This is a genomic window from Ruegeria sp. HKCCD9138 (assembly GCF_057220975.1).
In genome coordinates, this window is the sequence record NZ_JBWVAZ010000003.1 from 183,091 (window position 1) to 203,383 (window position 20,293).

14 protein-coding genes are annotated in these 20,293 nt (G+C 59.8%); 5 read left to right on the top strand and 9 right to left on the bottom strand.

Features of this window, described 5'->3' with window-relative positions; all coding sequences use genetic code 11:
• Positions 1-2: 2 nt before the first annotated feature.
• Both AC2TEL_RS06750 and AC2TEL_RS06755 read right to left on the bottom strand, forming a co-directional pair.
• Positions 3-1,079 carry a DUF2235 domain-containing protein gene (locus AC2TEL_RS06750; RefSeq protein ID WP_480902807.1) on the bottom strand — a complete coding sequence of 359 codons (1,077 nt, stop codon included), beginning with the start codon at positions 1,077-1,079 and terminating at the stop codon, positions 3-5.
• Positions 1,057-3,348 (bottom strand): xanthine dehydrogenase family protein molybdopterin-binding subunit, encoded by a 2,292-nt coding sequence (locus AC2TEL_RS06755; RefSeq protein WP_480902810.1) that lies wholly within the window; start codon positions 3,346-3,348, stop codon positions 1,057-1,059. The genes AC2TEL_RS06750 and AC2TEL_RS06755 overlap by 23 nt, the downstream gene beginning before the upstream one ends.
• Positions 3,349-3,512: 164 nt before the next feature.
• Between AC2TEL_RS06755 and AC2TEL_RS06760 the strand changes: the two genes are divergently transcribed.
• The 4 genes from AC2TEL_RS06760 (at position 3,513) to AC2TEL_RS06775 (ending at position 9,372) form a co-directional block, all read left to right on the top strand.
• Positions 3,513-4,409 (top strand): phytanoyl-CoA dioxygenase family protein, encoded by an 897-nt coding sequence (locus AC2TEL_RS06760; RefSeq protein WP_480840604.1) that lies wholly within the window; start codon positions 3,513-3,515, stop codon positions 4,407-4,409.
• A gap of 120 nt (positions 4,410-4,529) precedes the next feature.
• Entirely contained in the window at positions 4,530-7,691 is a 3,162-nt protein-coding gene (locus AC2TEL_RS06765) for a valine--tRNA ligase (RefSeq protein ID WP_480902812.1), read from the top strand.
• Between the two features lie 144 nt (positions 7,692-7,835).
• Complete coding sequence (locus AC2TEL_RS06770; protein WP_480902815.1) at positions 7,836-8,999, top strand: benzoate/H(+) symporter BenE family transporter; 1,164 nt, start codon at positions 7,836-7,838, stop codon at positions 8,997-8,999.
• A 40-nt stretch (positions 9,000-9,039) separates the two neighbouring features.
• Positions 9,040-9,372, top strand: a complete 333-nt coding sequence (locus AC2TEL_RS06775; protein ID WP_480840610.1) for a DnaJ family domain-containing protein — start codon at positions 9,040-9,042, stop codon at positions 9,370-9,372.
• Here AC2TEL_RS06775 and AC2TEL_RS06780 read toward each other — a convergent pair whose 3' ends face one another.
• Complete coding sequence (locus AC2TEL_RS06780; protein WP_480902818.1) at positions 9,373-10,155, bottom strand: crotonase/enoyl-CoA hydratase family protein; 783 nt, start codon at positions 10,153-10,155, stop codon at positions 9,373-9,375. It lies immediately after the preceding gene.
• A 126-nt stretch (positions 10,156-10,281) separates the two neighbouring features.
• On the opposite strand from AC2TEL_RS06780, the gene AC2TEL_RS06785 reads away from it, so the two are divergent.
• Positions 10,282-11,394, top strand: a complete 1,113-nt coding sequence (locus tag AC2TEL_RS06785) for a pyridoxal phosphate-dependent aminotransferase (RefSeq protein ID WP_480902820.1) — start codon at positions 10,282-10,284, stop codon at positions 11,392-11,394.
• Here AC2TEL_RS06785 and AC2TEL_RS06790 read toward each other — a convergent pair.
• From AC2TEL_RS06790 to AC2TEL_RS06815, 6 genes are all read right to left on the bottom strand, one after another.
• Positions 11,391-12,587 (bottom strand): pyridoxal-phosphate-dependent aminotransferase family protein, encoded by a 1,197-nt coding sequence (locus tag AC2TEL_RS06790; protein ID WP_480902823.1) that lies wholly within the window; start codon positions 12,585-12,587, stop codon positions 11,391-11,393. The two genes, AC2TEL_RS06785 and AC2TEL_RS06790, sit on opposite strands and share 4 nt — an antisense overlap.
• Positions 12,588-12,638: 51 nt before the next feature.
• On the bottom strand, positions 12,639-13,274 hold the full coding sequence (locus AC2TEL_RS06795; protein ID WP_480902826.1) for a bifunctional 4-hydroxy-2-oxoglutarate aldolase/2-dehydro-3-deoxy-phosphogluconate aldolase: 636 nt from the start codon (positions 13,272-13,274) through the stop codon (positions 12,639-12,641).
• A 3-nt stretch (positions 13,275-13,277) separates the two neighbouring features.
• The gene (edd, locus tag AC2TEL_RS06800) at positions 13,278-15,083 is read right to left on the bottom strand and encodes a phosphogluconate dehydratase (RefSeq protein ID WP_480902828.1); all 1,806 of its coding nucleotides are present in this window, start codon (positions 15,081-15,083) and stop codon (positions 13,278-13,280) included.
• Positions 15,084-15,085: 2 nt separating this feature from the next.
• Positions 15,086-16,531, bottom strand: coding sequence for a glucose-6-phosphate dehydrogenase (gene zwf / locus AC2TEL_RS06805; RefSeq protein WP_480902831.1), 1,446 nt, complete (start codon positions 16,529-16,531; stop codon positions 15,086-15,088).
• Between the two features lie 163 nt (positions 16,532-16,694).
• On the bottom strand, positions 16,695-18,938 hold the full coding sequence (gene ptsP, locus AC2TEL_RS06810) for a phosphoenolpyruvate--protein phosphotransferase (RefSeq protein ID WP_480862132.1): 2,244 nt from the start codon (positions 18,936-18,938) through the stop codon (positions 16,695-16,697).
• Positions 18,939-18,984: 46 nt separating this feature from the next.
• Positions 18,985-20,223, bottom strand: a complete 1,239-nt coding sequence (locus tag AC2TEL_RS06815; RefSeq protein WP_480840625.1) for an aspartate kinase — start codon at positions 20,221-20,223, stop codon at positions 18,985-18,987.
• Positions 20,224-20,293 lie beyond the last annotated feature (70 nt).

Here is a 20,293-nt window from a genome sequence, read left to right on the forward strand (position 1 = left end):
TTCTACTGCGCCGGATGCGAGGGCAAATCCGGCATCGGCACCCAGCCCGGCAATTCATCCGGTGCGACCGAGACATGCAGGCGTTCTGACGGATCGCGCCCGATTTTCCGGTGCTTGCGCAGCAGGAAAATCTTGCCCCAGCCGCGCCAGGTTCCGACCGAAGGCGCAGTGGTTGCAGTCGGGAAGCGGTCGCGCCAGCCATCGGGCAAAGGCAAACCGTGCAGTTCGGCCTTGTCCAGCATCCAGATCAGGGAAATATTGCTGAGCGGCCGGGCCTCCTCGAACCCGTTCAACTGTCCGCCGACATCGCCGTGGGTGCCGCGGAACCAGACCTGTTCGATATGACCCTTGAATTCGGGGGAACACTTCCACAGAACCGGCTCGAACACTTCGCGTGTCTCGTCCAGTGCCATGGCGTGATAACCGTGACGCGTTGCCGGTCCAAGCTGGTGGTTGTGAAACGCATGACGCTCCTCGGCCCAACGCCACAAAAGCGGCAGGCGCAGGCCCAGTGCTTTGACCGTGTCCCAGACACCGATCATCTCGATAGCGACGTCCTCATGGCAAAACTTCCGACGAAAATCCCCTGCAGCTGTCCCGTTTGGATTACATTCATAGTGCCGGTAGGCCTGCTTGATATTTCGCACTGTCGCGTGTTCAGCCTTGAGCAGACCGATCATGTCGATGACACCCGCCAGGCTGCGCACGCCATAGGCACCACGTGAATAGCCGATAAAATAGATACGATCGCCCGGTTTATACCGGGACGCCAGATACCCGTAGGCACGACGGATCTGGCGGTTGATGCCTCGCCCCATCAAGACATCCAGCGAGGATTTCCAGTTTTCCCACTGCACCCCGGATTCATAAAAAACGGAAACCTGGCTGCCCATTTCCTGACACAGTCGATAGGTCTGGCCGGCATGGGTTTCATAGCCCGGTTCCAGCGTGGACATTGTGCCGTCAAGAATGATGACATGACTGATCGGTTCGCGACGGCGCGTCTCGGCAGAGTGCTCGGAGCGTAAGGGCCGTCCGAGCCACCCCAGAACCTTTCTACTTAGCCGCGACAGAACCATGCGTCAGCAATTCCCATGTTTTCTGGGGTGTGAAAGGCATATCCGCCCGCCGTACCCCGTAATCCCAGAGCGCATCCTGAACCGCGTTTGCCACTGCGGCCAGTGCGCCCACGGTGCCGGCTTCACCGCATCCTTTCATTCCCATCGGGTTGGACGTTGACGGAACCGGCGCCGAGGTAAACTTAATCATGGGTATCTCAACCGCACGGGGCAAGGCGTAATCCATGAACGAAGCCGTGAGCAGTTGCCCATCGGCATCATGAACGACGTGTTCATGCAGCGCCTGGCCGATACCCTGGACCACCCCGCCATGCACCTGTCCCTCGGCCAGCATCGGATTGATAATATTGCCGAAATCATCCACCACCGTGTACCGATCCACTTTTACTTTGCCGGTGAAAGAATCGATCACGACTTCGGCAACGTGCGCACCGTTGGGATAGCTGCGCGCATCCAGGTTGGCGCGCGCCTCGTGTTGCAGCAGATCGATGCGACCATCTGCACGGGCCATATCCGCGGCTTCGGTCAGGGTGGGCGTCAGGTTCGAACCGGGCGCCCGGAAGGTTTCATGGTCGAAACTCACGTCGGCCTCCTCGACACCCATTTTATCAGCCAGATATGGCGTGAATGCGGCGATCATTTTGTCGATCGTTGCCAAAGTTGCCGTACTCTGCACCGTCACCGAGCGCGACCCGCCCGTACCGCCGCCATGGGCCAGCAGATCGGTATCACCCTGCAAGATCGTGATACGGTCCATCGGAATCCCGGTCTGATCTGACAGGAATTGAGTATAGGCCGTCTCGTGACCCTGCCCGTTTGACTGGGTGCCAACATAGAGATTGACCGTTCCACCCTCACAGAACTCGATCTTCGCGTTCTCGGCAGGGTCACCCAAAATGCTTTCGATATAGTAACATAGCCCCTGCCCCCGGATCAGGCCGCGTTCGGCATCCTCGGCCTTGCGGGCTGCAAAGCCCCGAGTTTGTTCACTCGCGCGGCTGAGGAGCATATCAAAATCGCCGACGTCATAGGTCTCACCTGTTGCGGTTTTGTAAGGGAATTTCTCGGGCTGGATGAAGTTCTTGCGGCGCAGCTCCCAGGGATCGACGCCCAGCTCGCGCGCGGCGCGGTCCATCGCACGTTCCAGGACATAGATCGCCTCGGGCCGGCCAGCACCGCGATAGGCATCGACCTGCGTGGTGTTTGTATAAAAACCCTCGACCCGCAAATAAGTGGTCTGCACATCGTAGGCACCCATCAGGACCTTACTGAACAGACTGGTCTGGATCGCTTGCCCGAAATGGCTGTTATAGGCGCCAAGGTTGACCTTGCTATGCACTCGGTAGGCCGTGACCCTGTGGTCCTCGTCAAATGCCAGTTCAGCCAGCGAGGTCAGGTCGCGACCATGATGGTCGGACAGCATCGCCTCGGTGCGGCTGGACATCCAGTGTACGGGTTGGCCCAGCTTCATCGCAGCCACGGCGACACAGAAATATTCGGGATATGGCATCACCTTCATCCCGAAGCCGCCGCCCACATCAGGGGTGGTAACGCGCAGCGCCTCAGGAGCCAGATTTAGTTTCTGAGCCAGTTGCGCCTTCATCGCCCAAACGCCCTGACCGCCATAAGCGAAATGCAGCCGTCCGCCCGACCAGTCGGCCCGGCAGCCGCGCGGCTCGATCGGGTTGATAATCACCCGGTTATCGAGAACGTTCAGCGCGACGGTATGAGCTGCGGCCTGAAAGGCGGTCTCGGTCGCGGCCTCGTCGCCCAGAGCCCAGTCGAAGGCTCGGTTGTCCGGAGCCTCAGCGTGCAAAGGTTCACCGCCCAACGCGGCGTCAATCTTGGCCGGCAGGTCGTCGGTTTCCATCCAGATCAGCTCAACTGCGTCTTGGGCCTGCTCGGGCGTGTCCGCGATCACGACGGCAACGGGCTCACCGACAAAACGGACCCGATCCTTGGCCAGCATGTGCCGCGCGGGTGCTGCCCCCTCGGAACCGTCCCGGTTGGACACGATAGTGGCATTCATGACTGTGTCGATACCTGTCGCGGCCAGATCATCAATGGTCAAAATCAGGCGCACACCCGGGGCTTCACGTGCGGCATCCATTTCCAGCACGGTAATCTTTGCATGCGCAACCGGGCTGCGAAAGAACACGGCGTGCAACGCATTCGCGGGCACCGCATCGTCCATGTATTGGCCCTGCCCCGTCAGAAATCGCTGATCCTCGGTTCGCTTGACCGATTGGCTTCTGCCGAACTTTTCCATCGCCTGATCCTGTGACCACCCACCGGCGCGACACTAGCTTTCCGCGGTCCAAAGTCCAGTGTCCGGCGCATTTGCTTCAGGCGATCAGCATGTCGCAAACGGCAAAGCCGGAACCGCAATTCTCCATCTAGGCTGCCTCTGTGGATCAGCCTGACGGAGGTCGCATGACATCCTCGATCGAATTGCCGAATGGTCGCTTGCCAGTGCAACAGGTCAACAAATACTGGGAGGACGGCTTTCTCTTTCCGGTGACCGTGTTCGATCCGGCCGAGGCAGCGATCTTGCGCGCGGAGCTGGAGGAGATTGAAAAGACATGGCGCGAGGCCGATTTGCCTCTGCCTCTGACCATGTACAAACGAGTGAACGCACATCTGGTGATGCCGTTGGCTGCCCGCATTGCGTTGGATCCGCGGGTTCTGGACATCGTCGAAGGCGTTCTTGGTCCGGACCTTTTGCTCTGGTCTGCCGAGCTGTTCATCAAGGAAGCGCGCACGACGCAGGTTGTCAGCATGCATCAGGACCTGACCTATTGGGGCCTGGGTGAAACGCCGGATCAGGTGACTGCATGGATCGCCCTGTCACCGGCCACAACCGAAAGCGGTTGCATGGATTTCGTGAAAGGCAGCCACAAAAACCCGATCCTGCCCCACAACGACACATTTTCCGAAAACAACCTGCTGTCGCGTGGGCAGGAAGTGGCCGTTGATGTTGCGGAAGAAGACAAGACTCACATTGAATTGCAGCCTGGTCAGATGTCACTGCATCATGGTTTGACGATTCACGGCTCGGGGCCGAACATGTCGGATGACCGGCGGATCGGTTTGGCCATTCGTTATCTGAATCCAAATGCGCAGCAGAGTGTTGCGGACCGTGATTATGCCGTTCTGGCGCGAGGAGAAGACCGAAGCGGGAACTTCATTCATGTACCTGTCCCCGACGAGCTGTTCTCACCCGAAGCGCTTGAGCTTTACACGCGTATTCGCGAAGATCAGGCCAAGGCGATGGCGCAGGGAGCGACCGAAACACTGAAGCTTTACGACACCGCAACGACCAACCAATAGGGAAATAGGTGTCAAGCACCGGTTCCATGGCGCCTGAGGCGTGCGCAGACCCTTTCCCTTGCCTCGCGCATTCGCTATTGCAGGCGCTGACCCTCAATTCGATGACGCAGGACGCACCGCATGGCGATGGAAAAGACATTCAACGCGGCCGAGGCCGAGGCCCGCATCTACAAGGCCTGGGAAGAGGCCGGAGCCTTCAAGGCAGGCGCAAACAAGTCGCGCGACGAAAGCTTTACCATCATGATCCCGCCGCCTAACGTGACGGGCGCGCTGCACGTGGGCCATGCCTTCAACAACACTTTGCAGGACATCCTGATCCGCTGGCACCGCATGCGTGGGTTCGACACGCTGTGGCAGCCCGGTCAGGACCACGCAGGCATCGCCACGCAGATGCAGGTGGAAAAGATGCTGGCCGCCACCCAGCAGCCAAGTCGTCGCGAACTGGGGCGAGAGGCGTTTCTGGACAAGGTCTGGGAATGGAAAGGCGAATACGGCGGCACGATCATCGAGCAGCTGAAGCGTCTGGGGTCCAGCTGCGACTGGTCACGCAACGCCTTTACCATGGCGGGTGCACCGCGTGACCCGCGCACAGGGCACGAGAACTCGGCCAATTTCCATGACGCGGTGATCAAGGTTTTCGTCGACATGTACGAAAAGGGCCTGATCTATCGCGGCAAGCGTCTGGTCAACTGGGACCCGCATTTCGAGACCGCAATCTCGGACCTTGAGGTCGAGAATATCGAAGTTGCGGGACACATGTGGCACTTCAAATACCCGCTCGCGGGTGGTGAGACATATGAGTATTTGGAAAAAGATGAAGAAGGGAACGTGATATTCCGCGAAGAGCGGAATTACATTTCGATTGCCACGACCCGGCCCGAAACCATGCTGGGCGACGGAGCAGTTGCAGTTCACCCCTCGGATGAGCGTTACGCGCCAATTGTCGGGAAACTCTGCGAAATCCCGGTCGGTCCGAAGGAACACCGCCGCCAGATCCCGATCATCACCGACGAATACCCGGATCCCGATTTCGGCTCGGGCGCGGTGAAGATCACCGGTGCGCATGACTTCAACGACTATCAGGTCGCCAAGCGTGGCGGCATTCCTCTCTATCGTCTTATGGATACAAGCGGGCATATGCGGGCCGACGGCGCGCCCTATGCGAACGAGGCGTACAAGGCCGGGCAATATGCACGTGGTCAGTCCTTTACCGAAGGTGAGATTGACGCAATTAACCTGGTGCCGGATCACCTGCGTGGGCTGGACCGGTTCGAGGCTCGTACAAAAGTAATCGAGGAGATCACCAGCGAAGGCCTGGCCGTCATGACCCGCGCCGATGATCGGCGTCTGGGCTCGACCGCGCTGAAACCCGACCACGAGGGCGCAGGCAAAATGGTTCCGCTGGTCGAATCCAAGCCTATCATGCAACCCTTCGGCGACCGCTCGAAAGTTGTGATCGAACCGATGCTGACCGATCAGTGGTTCGTCGATGCCGAAAAGGTCGTTGGCCCTGCACTGGATGCGGTCAAGGACGGCACCGTCAAGATCATCCCCGAGTCCGGTGAAAAGACGTATTATCATTGGTTGGAAAACATCGAACCGTGGTGCATCTCTCGCCAGCTCTGGTGGGGTCATCAGATCCCGGTTTGGTATGGTCTCGATCTGTCCGCAGACGAATTCATGGATGACGAGAATGACGGAGAGCTTGATCTGGTCGAGCTCGGCCGCTTGCTGAACGAAGGCGGCATGCTGCATCGTGGCAATGTCATGGAATGTGCACCGAACTTTGACGCTGTCGTCGACAAGTTCCTGGATGACAATGCCAACATTCCCAGCCCTCTGAGCCATGCAACCGTAGTCGAAGTTTCCGACAAGCATGAGGCGATCCATCAGTTTGCGGAAAGCCTCGCCCAATACGCCGTCGAACAGGATCCAACCAAGCTGGTTTATCCGGTATGGCGCGACCCCGACGTCCTCGACACCTGGTTCTCCTCCGGCCTCTGGCCCATCGGCACGCTGGGCTGGCCCGAGCGGACCGAAGAGATAGAACGTTACTTCCCTACGGACGTTCTGATTACCGGCTTTGACATCCTGTTCTTCTGGGTCGCCCGGATGATGATGATGCAGCTGGCCGTGGTCGATCAGATCCCATTCCACACCGTCTACCTGCACCAGCTCGTCCGCGACGAGAAGGGCAAGAAGATGTCCAAGACCACAGGCAACGTCATCGATCCACTGGAGATCGTGGACGAATTCGGCGCCGACGCGCTGCGCTTTACCAACGCCTCGATGGCGGCGATTGGCGGCGTGTTGAAACTGTCCCGCGAGCGTATCACCGGTTACCGGAACTTCGGCACCAAACTGTGGAATGCCGTCCGCTTTGCCGAGATGAACGAAGTCTTCACCGACGCCGTCCCGCAAATGGATGTGGCCGATCTGAAGCCCAAAGCCGCAGTGAACCGCTGGATCATCGGCGAAACCGCCCGCGTGCGCGAAGAAGTTGACGCGGCGCTGGAAAGCTACCGCTTCAATGATGCGGCCAACGGTCTGTACGCCTTTGTCTGGGGCAAGGTCTGCGATTGGTACGTGGAATTGTCCAAGCCGCTGCTCCAAGGCGATGACGCCGAGGCACAGGCGGAGACCCGCGCCACCATGCGCTGGGTTCTGGATCAGTGCATGGTCCTGCTGCACCCGATCATGCCCTTCATCACCGAAGAGCTGTGGGGCCTGACCGGCAACCGCGCCAAAATGGTCGTCCACGCCGATTGGCCGACCTACGCCGCTGCCGACCTGATCGATGCAGATGCGGATCGTGAGATGAACTGGGTGATCTCGGTGATCGAAAACACCCGCTCGGCCCGCGCGCAGATGCGGGTGCCTGCCGGCCTCTACGTACCGATGCTGGTGACCGAGATCGACGCGAATGGACAGGCCGCATGGGACCGTAACGAGGCGCTGATCAAGCGTCTGGCGCGGATCGACAGCCTGACCAAAACGGATAAATTGCCCAAAGGCACCATCTCGATCGCTGCCCCCGGCGCGTCCTTCGACCTGCCACTGGCGGACATCATTGATATCGGCGCAGAAAAGGAACGACTTGAGAAAGCCAAGGGCAAGCTGGCCAAGGAACTTGGCGGCCTGCGCGGACGTCTGAACAACCCCAAATTCGTGGCCTCTGCCCCGGAAGAAGTTGTGGAGGAAGCCAAGGCCAACCTCGCCGCCCGCGAAGAGGAAGAAGCTAAACTAAACGAGGCCCTCGCTCGTTTGCACGAGATCGCCTGATCCTTTCACCTTTTTTTCAAATACTCAATTCCGAACCCCGCCGCGCGTGTAACGGCGGGGCTTTCATTTGACGGCGCCTCTTTTCCCCTTGTTCCCAGCAGCTTGCGATTGTTAGCAAGTTCATCAGGTAACTCCGAGGCAGTGATGGCGCACGTCCTACCCCCTGTGCAGACAATTTCGACCGGCCTTGTCGTGGCCGTCGTGGGCTTCTTCAGTTCATTCCCGATTGTGCTGCAGGGTCTTGCCGCCATGGATGCGTCGGCAGCCGAGTCCGCGTCCGGGCTGATGATGGCTGCAATCGCGATGGGATTGGCGGCGATCATTCTCAGCCTTTGGTACAAGCAACCAATCAGTGTGGCGTGGTCGACACCGGGTGCCGCATTGCTGGCAGTCTCGGCAACCCCTGCTGCAGGCTTTTCGGGCGCGATCGGAGCGTTTCTGTGCGCCGGGGCGCTGACGGTGTTGGCAGGGTTGTGGCGGCCGCTTGCTCGCCTGGCAGCAGCCATACCGACAACACTGGCCCAAGCCATGCTAGGTGGGGTTTTGCTGCCGTTGTGCATTACTCCGTTCAAGGCCGCCGTCGAGTTGCCATGGCAAGCGCTGCCTGTCATCTTGACCTGGTTTATCGCCGGACGGATCAACCGGCTGATCGCGGTTCCGGCTGCAGTGGCGGCGGCGGCAATCATAGTCGTTCTCAATGCTGGTGACAGCTCCGTCAGGCCCGAGCGTTTGATGGCGGCACCCGTCTTGACCATGCCGACCTTTTCGATGGCGTCAGCAGTTGGGATTGGCATCCCATTGTTCATTGTCACCATGGCAACGCAGAATATCCCCGGTATCGCAGTGATGCGCAGCTTTGGCTACGCGCCGAACGCAGGCAAACTGTTTTCGTCGGTCGGAGGCGCCAGCCTGCTGTCCGCGCCCTTTGGCGCCCCGGCAACGTGCCTGGCCGCCATTACCGCCGCAATGTGCTCGAACGAAGAAAGCCATCCGGACCCGGCCCAGCGCTATTGGTCGGCGATCATGGCAGGCGTGTTTTACTGCTTGTTTGGCATCTTCGCCGTGGCCATAACCGGCTTCGCGGCCCATGCCGACCCGTTGCTGATGGGGACACTGACCGGAGTAGCGTTGATCGGTGTCATGGCAAACGCAACCTTTGCGGCGCTGGAAGTTCCAACCGAGCGCGAAGCGGCGATCCTGACCTTCGCAATCACCGCTTCGGGCATCACCGTGTTCGGGTTGGGTGCTGCGGTGTGGGGCCTGGCAGCCGGCGGCATCGCGTATCTGGTAACCAACCGGGCTCGGTGAGCACTTTCGCCTGCCGAAACTGTCGGATACTATACCCTCTATGCTTGGATCACTTGGAAAACTGATCGAACGCCAGATCATGAAGGCGCAGGCCGAAGGTCAGCTGGAAGGGTTGGAAGGCGAAGGGAAGCCCCTGCCTGACCGTTCATCGGAGGCGCAGACAGACACGGCTCTGGCAGCCGGTCATCGGATCATGGCGCAAGCCGGAGTTCTGCCCGAAGAGTTCACGATCAAAAAGGAACTGGACGCGGTTCGAAGGTCCTATCCATCGCTGACAAACCCTAAAGAACGCAAGGCAGCGATGGCCCGCATCGCTGAACTGGAGATGCGGTACAACATGGCACGCGATGCGCGTCGCGCCTTTATGCGGTGATCACCTGAAATCCGGTTTCCGACCCTGCATCTGGGCAGCAATGACCTCGATCTGATCCGGCTTACCGATCAACGCCACCTGTTCGGCGGATTCTTCCAGCAGAACTTCGGCACGGGACTTGCTCTCGGCCACTTCGATCAGGCGTTTTGCGGCACGGATGGCCGACGGGCTTTTGCTGGCAATGTCTTCGGCCAGCGCCAGTGCTTCGGTCAAAGGCTCGTCCGACAATTTTGTGACCAGCCCCCAGTCCGCCGCCTGAGGGGCGCCAATGGGACGGGCCGTATAGGTCAACAGGCGCAGCACGTCCGAACGGACAAGCCGAGGCAGCAGGACCATGCCCCCCATATCGGGGATGATACCCCATTTCATCTCCATCACCGCCAGTTTGCTTTCGGGATGCGCGATGCGGATATCCGCGCCCAGTGCGATCTGTAACCCGCCGCCGTAAGCGACGCCCTGAATGGCGCAGATCACCGGCACTGGTACGCGCCGCCAGACCAGGGCAAGCTCCTGCATTTCATTGGCATCCTCATGACTGCGGGTCATCAGCCACTCGGTCGGATCAATATGCGCCATCTTGGCAAAGCTTGCCATGTCGAGCCCCGCGCAAAAACTTTTCCCCTCGCCTGACAGAACCACGGCGCGAGCATCCGAGGCCGCGACCTCCTGTCCGGCGGACAGGATCGCCTTGATCATCGCGTCATCCAGAGCGTTCATCTTGTCACTGCGGGTCAGAGTGACATGAGCAATGTGGTCCTTGTATTCGACAGATACACGCGCCATGCGGGCCTCCCAAATCTGGTTTTCCTGACAATGCCCTGAAAGGCGGGCACAGTTCCACAGCGACGTCAGGGCAGAACCTCTGATCGGAGGCTTGCCCAACCCTGCACCCTGCGTTTATCTGCGCACATGACTGACCTGCGCTACACTCCGCTCGCCCAATCTCTGCCCGCCACCGTGCCCTTTGTCGGCCCCGAAACGCAGGAGCGCCAGCGCGGCGGACAATTCAAAGCACGGCTGGGCGCGAATGAAAGCGTCTTTGGTCCCTCGCCCCGAGCAATTGAAGCGATGCAGAAGGCGACCGGTGATATCTGGATGTATGGCGACCCAGAGAATCATGACCTGCGCCTTGCGCTTGCCGATCACCATAAAGTCGCCGCCGAAAATATCATTGTCGGCGAAGGAATTGATGGCCTGCTGGGTTATCTGGTGCGCTTGATGGTCGGACCGGGTGATGCGGTGGTAACCTCCGACGGAGCTTACCCGACCTTCAATTATCATGTGGCCGGATATGGTGGCAAACTGCACAAAGTTCTCTATTCCGGCGATCACGAAGACCCGATGGCACTGTTCGCCAAAGCGGCTCAGGTTGATGCCAAGCTGGTTTACCTAGCCAATCCCGACAACCCGATGGGAAGCTGGCATCCCGGCGCAGAAATTTTAGCGGCGATGGAGACTCTTCCAGATGGTTGCCTGTTGGTTCTGGACGAAGCCTATGTGGAATGCGCCCCCGAAGGGACGGCAGCCCCGATTAGTATCGATGATCCGCGTGTGATCCGGATGCGGACGTTTTCGAAGGTTTATGGCATGGCAGGTGCGCGCGTTGGCTATGCCTTGGGTGCGACAGACCTGATCTCCGCATTCCACAAGGTCCGCAATCACTTTGGCATGAACCGGGCTGCGCAAGCCGGGGCGTTGGCCGCGTTGCAGGATAACGACTGGCTGCGGCAGGTTCAGAACAGGATTGTGCAGTCGCGTGAGCGGATCGGCGAGATTGCACGGAAAAACGGGTTGGAGCCCCTGCCGTCGGCCGCCAATTTTGTTGCCCTCGACTGTGGACGAGATGGGGATTTCGCCAAATCTGTGCTGGAATCTCTGGTCGAACAAGGTGTGTTCGTCCGAATGCCTTTCGCCGCCCCGCAAAACCGCTGTATCCGGGTCAGTTGTGGAACTGACGCTGACCTGGACAGATTTGCCGCTGCATTGCCCGCGGCTCTGACGGCGGCGAAGCGACAGGGTTAACGATTCTCAGCCAATACAGCGGCAGCAGCCTCCAGCGCGCCCGACCCACGCGGGATGTCCAGAGCGGCCATCGCGGTTTCCACACCGCCCAACATCGCCAGGATCATCTGCCCGTTCACATGACCCATGTGGCCAAGACGGAAGCAGCCATCCCAATCCTCCATCCCCAGACCGATGCCCAGCGTCAGACCCAGATTGGCTTCGGTATACTCGCGAAGCGGCGTACCGCGACCATCGGTTAGCCTCAGGGCTGTAACGGCGTGACTGCGGTGGGCGCGATCGGCGACATTCATTTGTAGCGCACCCGCTTCGGTCCAAACCTCGCATGCAGTCCAGACCGCCTTGGCCAAACGTTCGTGCCGGGCCCAGACATTCTCAACCCCTTCGGCGTGGATCAGGTCCAGCGCGGCGCGCAGGCCATAGAGATGATGCGTCGGCGCAGTCCCGTTGAAGTATTGGTAAAACAGGTCGGGTTTCGTTCTTGGCTGCCAGTCCCAGTACTGGGACACACGCGGCATAGAAGCCCGCTTGGACTGTGCCTTGTCATTGAAGAAAACAAAGCCTGTTCCGGCCGGGGTCATCAGCCCTTTCTGACATGCAGTGACAGTGACATCGACACCCCAGGCGTCCATCTCGAACCTGTCACAACCCAACGAGGCAATACAGTCAGCCATAAGCAAGGCCGGGTGATCCAGTTCGTCCAGCAGAGCCCGAAGCGCCGGGATATCGTTGCGGATGGAGCTGGACGTGTCCACGTGTACAGCCAGAACAGCCTTGATCCGATGGGCTGCATCTGCACGCAACGCCTCGGCGATCCGTTCGAAATTCCAGGGTGAAGATGCGCCAAAGTCTATCAGTTCCGCATTGGCACCGATCCCTTCTGCCATTTCGGCCCAACCGTGCGTAAAGCGGCCGGACGCCGGGGCCAGCACGGTTTCGCCCGGCGCGATGACGTTGGACAATGCGGCCTCCCACGTGCCGTGGCCGTTCGCGATGTAAATGGCGACATTGTATTCGGTCCGTGCCACGCGACGCAGATCGGCCGTCAACGCGGGCATCATGTCGATCAACTCGCCATCATATATGTTGGGCGACGGTCGGTGCATCGCTTGCAGCACCGCGTCAGGCATGACGGACGGGCCCGGAATAGCCAGATACTCGCGCCCCTGCGCGAGAGAAATGCGGTTTGTCATGGGGTCAACCTGTCTGAATTGACGCCTACCCTAGCGCCTGACCGGACGGCGTCAATCCATCAGCTTGGCAGCCTCGCGGGCAAGGGATTCAATCCCGGCCCAATCACCGTTCTGCACCAACTGCTTGGGCGCCACCCAGCTGCCGCCCGCACAGACGACGTTGGACAGCGACAGGTAATCGCGCGCGTTGGACGGAGAGACCCCGCCCGTAGGACAGAAGGTGATCTGCGGCAAAGGTGCGCCGATAGATTTAAGGGCGGGCGCACCGCCCGAAGCCTCGGCGGGAAAGAACTTCAACATGTCATAACCCCTTTCCAGCAGCCGCATGGCCTCGCTGGCAGTGGCAGCGCCTGGCAGCAGGGGCAGCCCCTCGGCCTCGCAGGCGGCAATCAGGGTATCGGTTGCCCCCGGTGAAACACCAAATTGCGCACCGGCCTCCTTTGCGGCCCGGACATCTTCGGGCGTGATCAGAGTGCCAGCGCCAACAACACCGCCGGGCGCTGCGGCCATGGCGCGGATCGCGTCCAGAGCCGCCGGGGTGCGCAACGTAACCTCCAACGCGGGAAGACCGCCGGCAACCAATGCCTCGGCCAGTGGTCGTGCGTGCGTTGCGTCGTCTACGACCAGAACGGGGACGATAGGCGCAAGGGCGCAGATTTCGCGAGTGCGTTGGGTTTTTGCTGACATTGGTTACGCTCCGAAAATACTGGCACCGGCATCGGCCGAGCCTACTGCGTTGCGGAACGCGCCAAAAAGGTCCCGTCCGACGCCATATTGGTTGGCCGAAAGATCGGCGACGACCGGGACCCGGTCCAAAACGCCGGGTGTCAGGATTTCCAGATCACCCTTCACCGCGTCGACGCGCAGAATGTCGCCATCCTGAAGGTATGCAATCGGGCCTCCGTCAAGTGCCTCGGGACACACATGGATCGCCGCAGGCACTTTGCCCGAGGCACCGGACATGCGGCCATCGGTGACCAGCGCCACCTTTTGTCCGCGTCCCTGAAGGATTGACAGGATTGGCGTCAACGAGTGCAATTCAGGCATCCCGTTGGCTTTCGGCCCCTGAAAGCGGACAACAACGATAACGTCACCCGTGAATTCTCCGGCCCTGAATGCGGTTTTGACTTCGTCCTGATCGTGAAACACGCGGACCGGCGCCTCGACGATCTGGTGTTCGGGAGCCACCGCCGAGACCTTCATGACCCCGGTGCCCAGATTGCCAGTCAGACGCGACAGGCCGCCCGTCGGCTGGAACGGGTCTTTGGCAGAGCGCACGATCTTTTCGTTGAGGCTATGTCCAGCGCCCTCTTCCCAGACCAGTTCACCGTCTTTCAGCTTGGGCTCTTTCGTGTAGTTGTGCAGCCCCTGCCCTGCGACGGTCAGCGTGTCGGGATGCAGCAGACCGTCCTCCAGCAATGTACCGATGCAATAGCCAAGACCGCCAGCGGCGTGGAAATGGTTCACGTCGGCCAAGCCGTTGGGATAAACCCGCGCGACCAGAGGAACTACGGCAGAAATGTCGGAAAAATCCTGCCAGTCCAGCACGATGCCGCCCGCCCGCGCCATCGCGATCAAGTGGATCAGCAAGTTGGTCGAGCCTCCGGTTGCCATCAAACCGACGATCCCGTTCACAAAGGCGCGTTCGTCGAGGATCTGGAAAACCGGCGTGTAATGGTTGCCCAGTGCGCTGAGCGATAGGGCGCGTCGGGCGCCTTCTTCCGTCAGGGCGTCTCGCAAGGGTGTGTTGGGATTGATGAAGCTTGATCCCGGAAGGTGCAGGCCCATGAACTCCATCAACATCTGGTTGGTGTTGGCAGTACCGTAGAAGGTGCAGGTCCCGGGCCCATGGTATGCGGCCATCTCTGCGGCCATGAGTTCTTCTCGGCCAACTTCTCCGGCGGCAAACTGCTGGCGGATCTTGGCTTTTTCGTCGTTCGGCAGACCGCTGGTCATCGGACCGGCAGGCAAGAGTACCGCTGGCAGGTGACCAAAAGCCTGTGCCCCGATCACAAGTCCCGGCACGATCTTGTCGCAAACCCCAAGAAACACGGCAGCGTCATAGGTGTTATGGCTGAGCGCCACCCCCGTCGCCAGCGCGATCACGTCGCGGGAAAACAGGGAAAGCTCCATACCCGCTTCGCCCTGCGTAACCCCATCGCACATGGCGGGCACACCGCCCGCGACCTGAGCTGTACCGCCCGCCGCACGGATCGCCTGTCGGATCAATTCGGGGTAACGTTCGAATGGCTGGTGCGCCGAAAGCATGTCATTGTAGGCTGTGACGATGCCCAGATTGCCTGCGGTTCCAGTCGCAAGAGATTGCTGATCCTCACCCGCGCCGGCGTAAGCGTGGGCTTGCCCACTGCAGGACAAATGCCCGCGTGCGGGGCCTTTGGACCGTGCGTGCTCCATCCTTTCCAGATGTGGACCACGCAGGTTTGCGCTGCGTTCAACAATCCGTTGCGTGACATCGGTAATGACTGAATGAACCATCGTTAACCTCCGATCTGCCGCCAGCGGCGCCCGTCGCGATGCATAAGCATCAGTGCGTCTTCCGGCCCCGAACTTCCCTGATCGTATTTCGCCGGGCGGTCACCGCGTTCTTCCCAGCCCTCGATAATGGGATCAACCCAGGCCCAGGCGGCCTCGGCTTCGTCACCGCGCATGAACAGGGTCTGATCGCCGCGGATCACGTCCATCACCAGACGTTCATAGGCATCCGGTGCGCTGGATTCTGTGCCCAGCGCTTCGGCAAAACTCATGTCCAACGAGACGTCGGACAGGCGAAACCCTCCCGGGCCGGGATCCTTGATCGTGGTACGCAGCGTGATGCCTTCGTCCGGTTGCAGACGGATCACCAGCACATTGCCTCGCAGGGGGCCGACATTGGGAAAGATCGTGTGCGGCGGGTCACGGAAAAACACCGCGATCTCGGATTCGCGGGCGCGCAGGCGTTTCCCGGTGCGCAGATAGAACGGAACGCCGGCCCATCGCCAGTTACCCAGATGCACCTTGAGGGCAATGAAGCTTTCTGTGCGACTGTCCGGATTGCCCACATGATCCAAATAGCTGTCACCGCCTTTTTCAGCCCGGTATTGCCCGCGCGCGATGTCAGACGGCTCGACCGGATCCAGCGCTTCGATCACTTTGACCTTCTCATCGCGTACGGCATTGGGCGAGAATTTCGAAGGCGGTTCCATCGCGGTGAGACACAAAAGCTGAACCAAGTGGTTCTGAATCATGTCCCGCATCGCGCCGGACTGATCGTAATACGCTCCGCGCCCCTCGACGCCCACGGTTTCCGCTACGGTGATCTGTACATGGTCGATATGGGTCGAATTCCACAGCGGCTCGAACAGGGAATTGGCAAACCGCAGGGCCATCAGGTTCTGCACTGTTTCCTTGCCCAAATAATGATCGATCCGATAGATTTGATGCTCCTCGAAACAGGTCCGCAGTCCTTGGTTCAGCGCCTTGGCCGACTCCAGATCGTGGCCAAAGGGTTTTTCGACCACGATCCGGCTGTCCGGCGTGGCAAGCCCGTGATCGTTTAGACGCTGCGCGATGCCCGAAAACAGGTTTGGGCCTACCGACAGATAAAAGGCGCGTACAACGTCCGGACGCAGTGTCTTGGCGAGTTCAGGCCATCCGGATTCGCCCAGTGCGTCGACAGCGACATATTCCACACGGGTCAGAAAACGATCCAGAACACTCTTGTCGAAACCGGGCGCGAACTCCTGCATCGACGATTTGACTTGTTCCCTGAAGTCACCGACATCCAGATCCGACCTGGCGGTCGCGACGATCCGGGCCTCGGCTGGCATCTGACCCACCTCGAATCGGTGATAGAGACCTGGCAGTATTTTGCGCTGCGCCAGATCGCCGGTCGCTCCGAACAAGACAAGGTCGAACGGATCAACCGGAATTACGCGTGAAACCATTGCCGGGCTCCTTCAGTGGCAACCTGATCCAAATTAACACGACTATCCTGCCGCATCGGCACATCAGGCCATGTTATCGCTAACATTCGCCCTGTGGATAGGCAAATCGATCAGGAAAATCAAGCTCTGACTTGCATGTAGTGCAAAACGGATCGCAGGCGCGTCATCCCTGGCTGCGCAACCAGTCCATCACCGCAGGACGTACCGACTGTTCGCCGCGATGGCGGGCGTCCGTGATGATCTTGCGTACAGCTTGCAGATCCGACCGCAAAAGCAAGCTTTTGACTGGCCCGATCGAAGCCGGGCGCATCGACAATATGCGGATGCCCATCGCCGCCAGACACAGCGCCTCAATGGGGCGGCCCGCGTCCTCGCCACAAAAGCTTAGTGGCGTGTCCGAGATCCCGCAACGTTCGACAATCCGTTCGATGAAGCTCAGGAAGCTGACATTCAGCGTGTCATAACGGCGGCGCACAAGTTCATTCTCTCGGTCGGCGGCGAAAAAGAACTGCTTCAGGTCGTTACCACCGATCGAGATGAAATCCACCTCGTCAAAAAACTTCTGCGGCGCAAACGCGAGTGACGGCGTTTCCAACATCGCACCGACCTCAAGCGTTTCCGGCAATACGTGACCCAACCGCTTCTCACGCTCGATGGTCTTGTTCACCTCCCACCGTGCTTCACGGTACTCTTCCGCCTGAGCGACAAAGGGGAACATGATCGTCAGCGGGCGACCATTGGCAGCGCGCAACAGGGCCTGCAACTGCATTCGCATAACGCCACGCTTGTCCAGACCGACGCGGATCGCGCGCCAGCCCAGCGCCGGGTTCGGTTCCGCCACGTGTTTCATATAGGGCAGGACCTTGTCCGAGCCGATATCCAACGTCCGGAACACCACGCGCTTGCCTCCGGCAGCATCCAGAACCCGCTGATATTGCGCAACCAATTCCGAACGTTTCGGCATCTGGTTGCGGATCAGGAATTGCAACTCGGTGCGGAACAGGCCGACACCTTCAGCACCCGAATTGCCTAGCGATGGCAGATCGGCCATCAGCCCCGCATTCATTACCAGATTCATCCGCGATCCATCCCGCGTCACAGTCGGGGTTTCGCGGATCGAGGCATAGCGCTCCTGCGCCTTGGCCTGCATGGCGATCTTGTCACGGAATGCACTGACGACCGTGTCCTCGGGGCGCAGGTGGACCACGCCATTGTCGCCGTCAACCAGAACATGGTCACCATTCAGCGCTTCGGTCGTGATCCGCCCGACATGTACCACAAGCGGAATTGCCAACGCGCGGGCGACAATGGTGGCGTGACTTCCGACCGAGCCTTCTTCGAGCACGATGCCTTTCAGCGACCGGCCGTATTCCAGCAGATCTCCAGGTCCGATGTTTCTCGCGATCAGGATCGGATCAGGCGGCAGGTCCGCTCCATCGGTCTTACCCTGCCCCGTCAGGATCCGCAGCAATCGGTTACTGAGATCATCAAGATCCGCCAGTCGTTCCCGCAAGTAGGGATCTGTCACCTGGCTCATGCGGGCACGGGCCTGCGACTGCTCCATCTCCACAGCGGCCTCGGCGCTAAGACCGCGAGAGATGTCTTCTTCCATACGCCGCATCCAACCCTTGGAGTTGGCGAACATCCGGTATGCTTCGAGAACCTGCAACTGTTCCGTGTCGCCGTCCCGCGAGATTTCCAGCATCTTGTCGACGCCGACCCGCAATTCGTCCACCGCCTCAGACAGGCGCTCAAGTTCGCGGTGCGGATCGTCGGCGATCGGGTTGGTGACGACAACACGCGGTTCGTGCAGCCAGACATGCCCCTCGGCCGAGCCCTCCTGTGCCGGGCCGCCGCGCAACAGAACCGACTGTTGGTGCAAGGGCGACAGGGCCGCCCCTTCGCCGACAAATGCACCCAGTTCGGCCATTTCGGCCAGAACCATGGCGACCACTTCCAGCGCATAGACCTCATCCGCGGAAAACTCGCGCGCCTCGCGCGATTGCACAACCAGAACGCCCAGTTTTTCGCCCAGGCGCTGGACAGGAACGCCAAGGAACGAGGAAAACCGCTCTTCGCCCGTTTCCGGCATATAACGGAAACCCTTGGCAGAAGGTGCATTTGCGGTATTCACCACCTTACCGCTTTTGGCGACGCGGCCTACCAGACCTTCGCCCATACGCATACGCGTTTTGTGTACGGCTTCCGGCGACAACCCCTCGGTGGCGCAAAGTTCCAGCGTCTCTTCATCGCGAAACAGGTAGATCGAGCAGACTTCGGCCCGGATGCTGTCGGCAATCAGGTGCGTGATCCGGTCAAGCCGTTCCTGACCGGCGGCCTCGCTCGCCATTTCCTCGCGCAGCCGCCCCAGCAGCTTGCGGGATTCAGTTTCGGTGCCGTCCGCCATGGCCCACCCAAGTTTCGGTATCAGGCGACCCTTGTGGCTGAAATGCTCAGGCCGCCTTGTCCAGTTCAAAGGCATCATGCAGTGCCTGAACAGCAAGTTCCATGTATTTCCTGTCGACCAATACAGAAATTTTTATCTCGGAGGTTGTAATGACCTTGATATTGATCCCCTCATCCGAGAGCACCTTGAACATCTTGGCTGCCACGCCAGACTGCGAGCGCATCCCGATGCCGACAACGGAAACCTTGCAGACATCCTCATCCGCGACCAGCTCGGCGTAGTTCAGTTCGCCCTTTTCCTTGATCGCCAGCAGCGCCTGCTCGGCACGGGCTACCTGATTGGTGGGGCACGAAAAGGTCATGTCAGTGCGACCTTCGTCCGAGATGTTCTGGACGATCATGTCGACATTCACACCCTCATCGCTGAGCGCGGTGAAGATGGTCGAGGCAATGCCGGGGCGGTCCGCCACCGATACCACGGTCATTTTTGCCTCGTCCCGCGAATAGGCCACACCGGCCACTACATTGGATTCCATGATATCCTCCTCGTCGACGACCAGCGTACCGGCCTCATCGGATTGTTCCTCGAAGCTTGAGAGAACGCGCAGTTTCACCTTGTAGCGCATCGCCAGCTCGACCGAGCGGGTCTGCAGCACCTTGGCCCCCAGCGAGGCCAGCTCGAGCATCTCCTCGAACGAAATTCTGTCCAGTTTACGCGCTTTCTCGCAGATGCGCGGATCGGTGGTGTAGACACCATCGACGTCAGTATAGATGTCGCAACGCTCTGCCTCAAAGGCAGCCGCGAACGCAACGGCTGTCGTATCGGAACCACCTCGGCCCAACGTGGTAATACGGCCCTCGGGGCTGATACCCTGGAAGCCGGCCACGACTGCAACGCGCATGCCTTCGCCGAATTTCTGGTTGATATTGTCGGTCGGAATCTCTTCGATCCGGGCGGCGGAGTGGGCACCGTTGGTCATCAGCGGCACCTGCCAGCCTTGCCAGCTACGCGCCGGAACATCCATTTCCTGCAAGGTCAGTGCCATCAGACCAGCAGTCACGTTTTCCCCCGACGACACAACCGCATCGTATTCACGCGCATCATACAGTGGTGAAATCTCGTCGACCCAACCCACCAACTCGTTTGTCTTGCCCGACATGGCCGAGACGATGACGATGACGTCATATCCTTTGGCCACTTCAACGCCGATGCGCTTGGCGGCACGGCGGATGCGGTCAAGATTGGCAACCGAAGTGCCGCCGAATTTCATCACGAGTACGGGCATGGGGGCAAGTGTCTCCGCGCCTTGGGATTCCGATCCCGTGCCTCTTATGCGAGGGGGGACGCAAGGGCAA

What these genes read in the sequence shown, in the direction of transcription:
- AC2TEL_RS06755 (WP_480902810.1), bottom strand. Translation starts at nt 3,348, where the DNA reads ATGGAAAAGTTCGGCAGAAGCCAATCGGTCAAGCGAACCGAGGATCAG.
- AC2TEL_RS06770 (WP_480902815.1), top strand. Translation starts at nt 7,836, where the DNA reads ATGGCGCACGTCCTACCCCCTGTGCAGACAATTTCGACCGGCCTTGTC.
- zwf (WP_480902831.1), bottom strand. Translation starts at nt 16,531, where the DNA reads ATGGTTTCACGCGTAATTCCGGTTGATCCGTTCGACCTTGTCTTGTTC.
- AC2TEL_RS06780 (WP_480902818.1), bottom strand. Translation starts at nt 10,155, where the DNA reads ATGGCGCGTGTATCTGTCGAATACAAGGACCACATTGCTCATGTCACT.
- AC2TEL_RS06765 (WP_480902812.1), top strand. Translation starts at nt 4,530, where the DNA reads ATGGCGATGGAAAAGACATTCAACGCGGCCGAGGCCGAGGCCCGCATC.
- ptsP (WP_480862132.1), bottom strand. Translation starts at nt 18,938, where the DNA reads ATGGCGGACGGCACCGAAACTGAATCCCGCAAGCTGCTGGGGCGGCTG.
- AC2TEL_RS06815 (WP_480840625.1), bottom strand. Translation starts at nt 20,223, where the DNA reads ATGCCCGTACTCGTGATGAAATTCGGCGGCACTTCGGTTGCCAATCTT.
- AC2TEL_RS06760 (WP_480840604.1), top strand. Translation starts at nt 3,513, where the DNA reads ATGACATCCTCGATCGAATTGCCGAATGGTCGCTTGCCAGTGCAACAG.
- AC2TEL_RS06750 (WP_480902807.1), bottom strand. Translation starts at nt 1,079, where the DNA reads ATGGTTCTGTCGCGGCTAAGTAGAAAGGTTCTGGGGTGGCTCGGACGG.
- AC2TEL_RS06785 (WP_480902820.1), top strand. Translation starts at nt 10,282, where the DNA reads ATGACTGACCTGCGCTACACTCCGCTCGCCCAATCTCTGCCCGCCACC.
- AC2TEL_RS06795 (WP_480902826.1), bottom strand. Translation starts at nt 13,274, where the DNA reads ATGTCAGCAAAAACCCAACGCACTCGCGAAATCTGCGCCCTTGCGCCT.
- edd (WP_480902828.1), bottom strand. Translation starts at nt 15,083, where the DNA reads ATGGTTCATTCAGTCATTACCGATGTCACGCAACGGATTGTTGAACGC.
- AC2TEL_RS06790 (WP_480902823.1), bottom strand. Translation starts at nt 12,587, where the DNA reads ATGACAAACCGCATTTCTCTCGCGCAGGGGCGCGAGTATCTGGCTATT.
- AC2TEL_RS06775 (WP_480840610.1), top strand. Translation starts at nt 9,040, where the DNA reads ATGCTTGGATCACTTGGAAAACTGATCGAACGCCAGATCATGAAGGCG.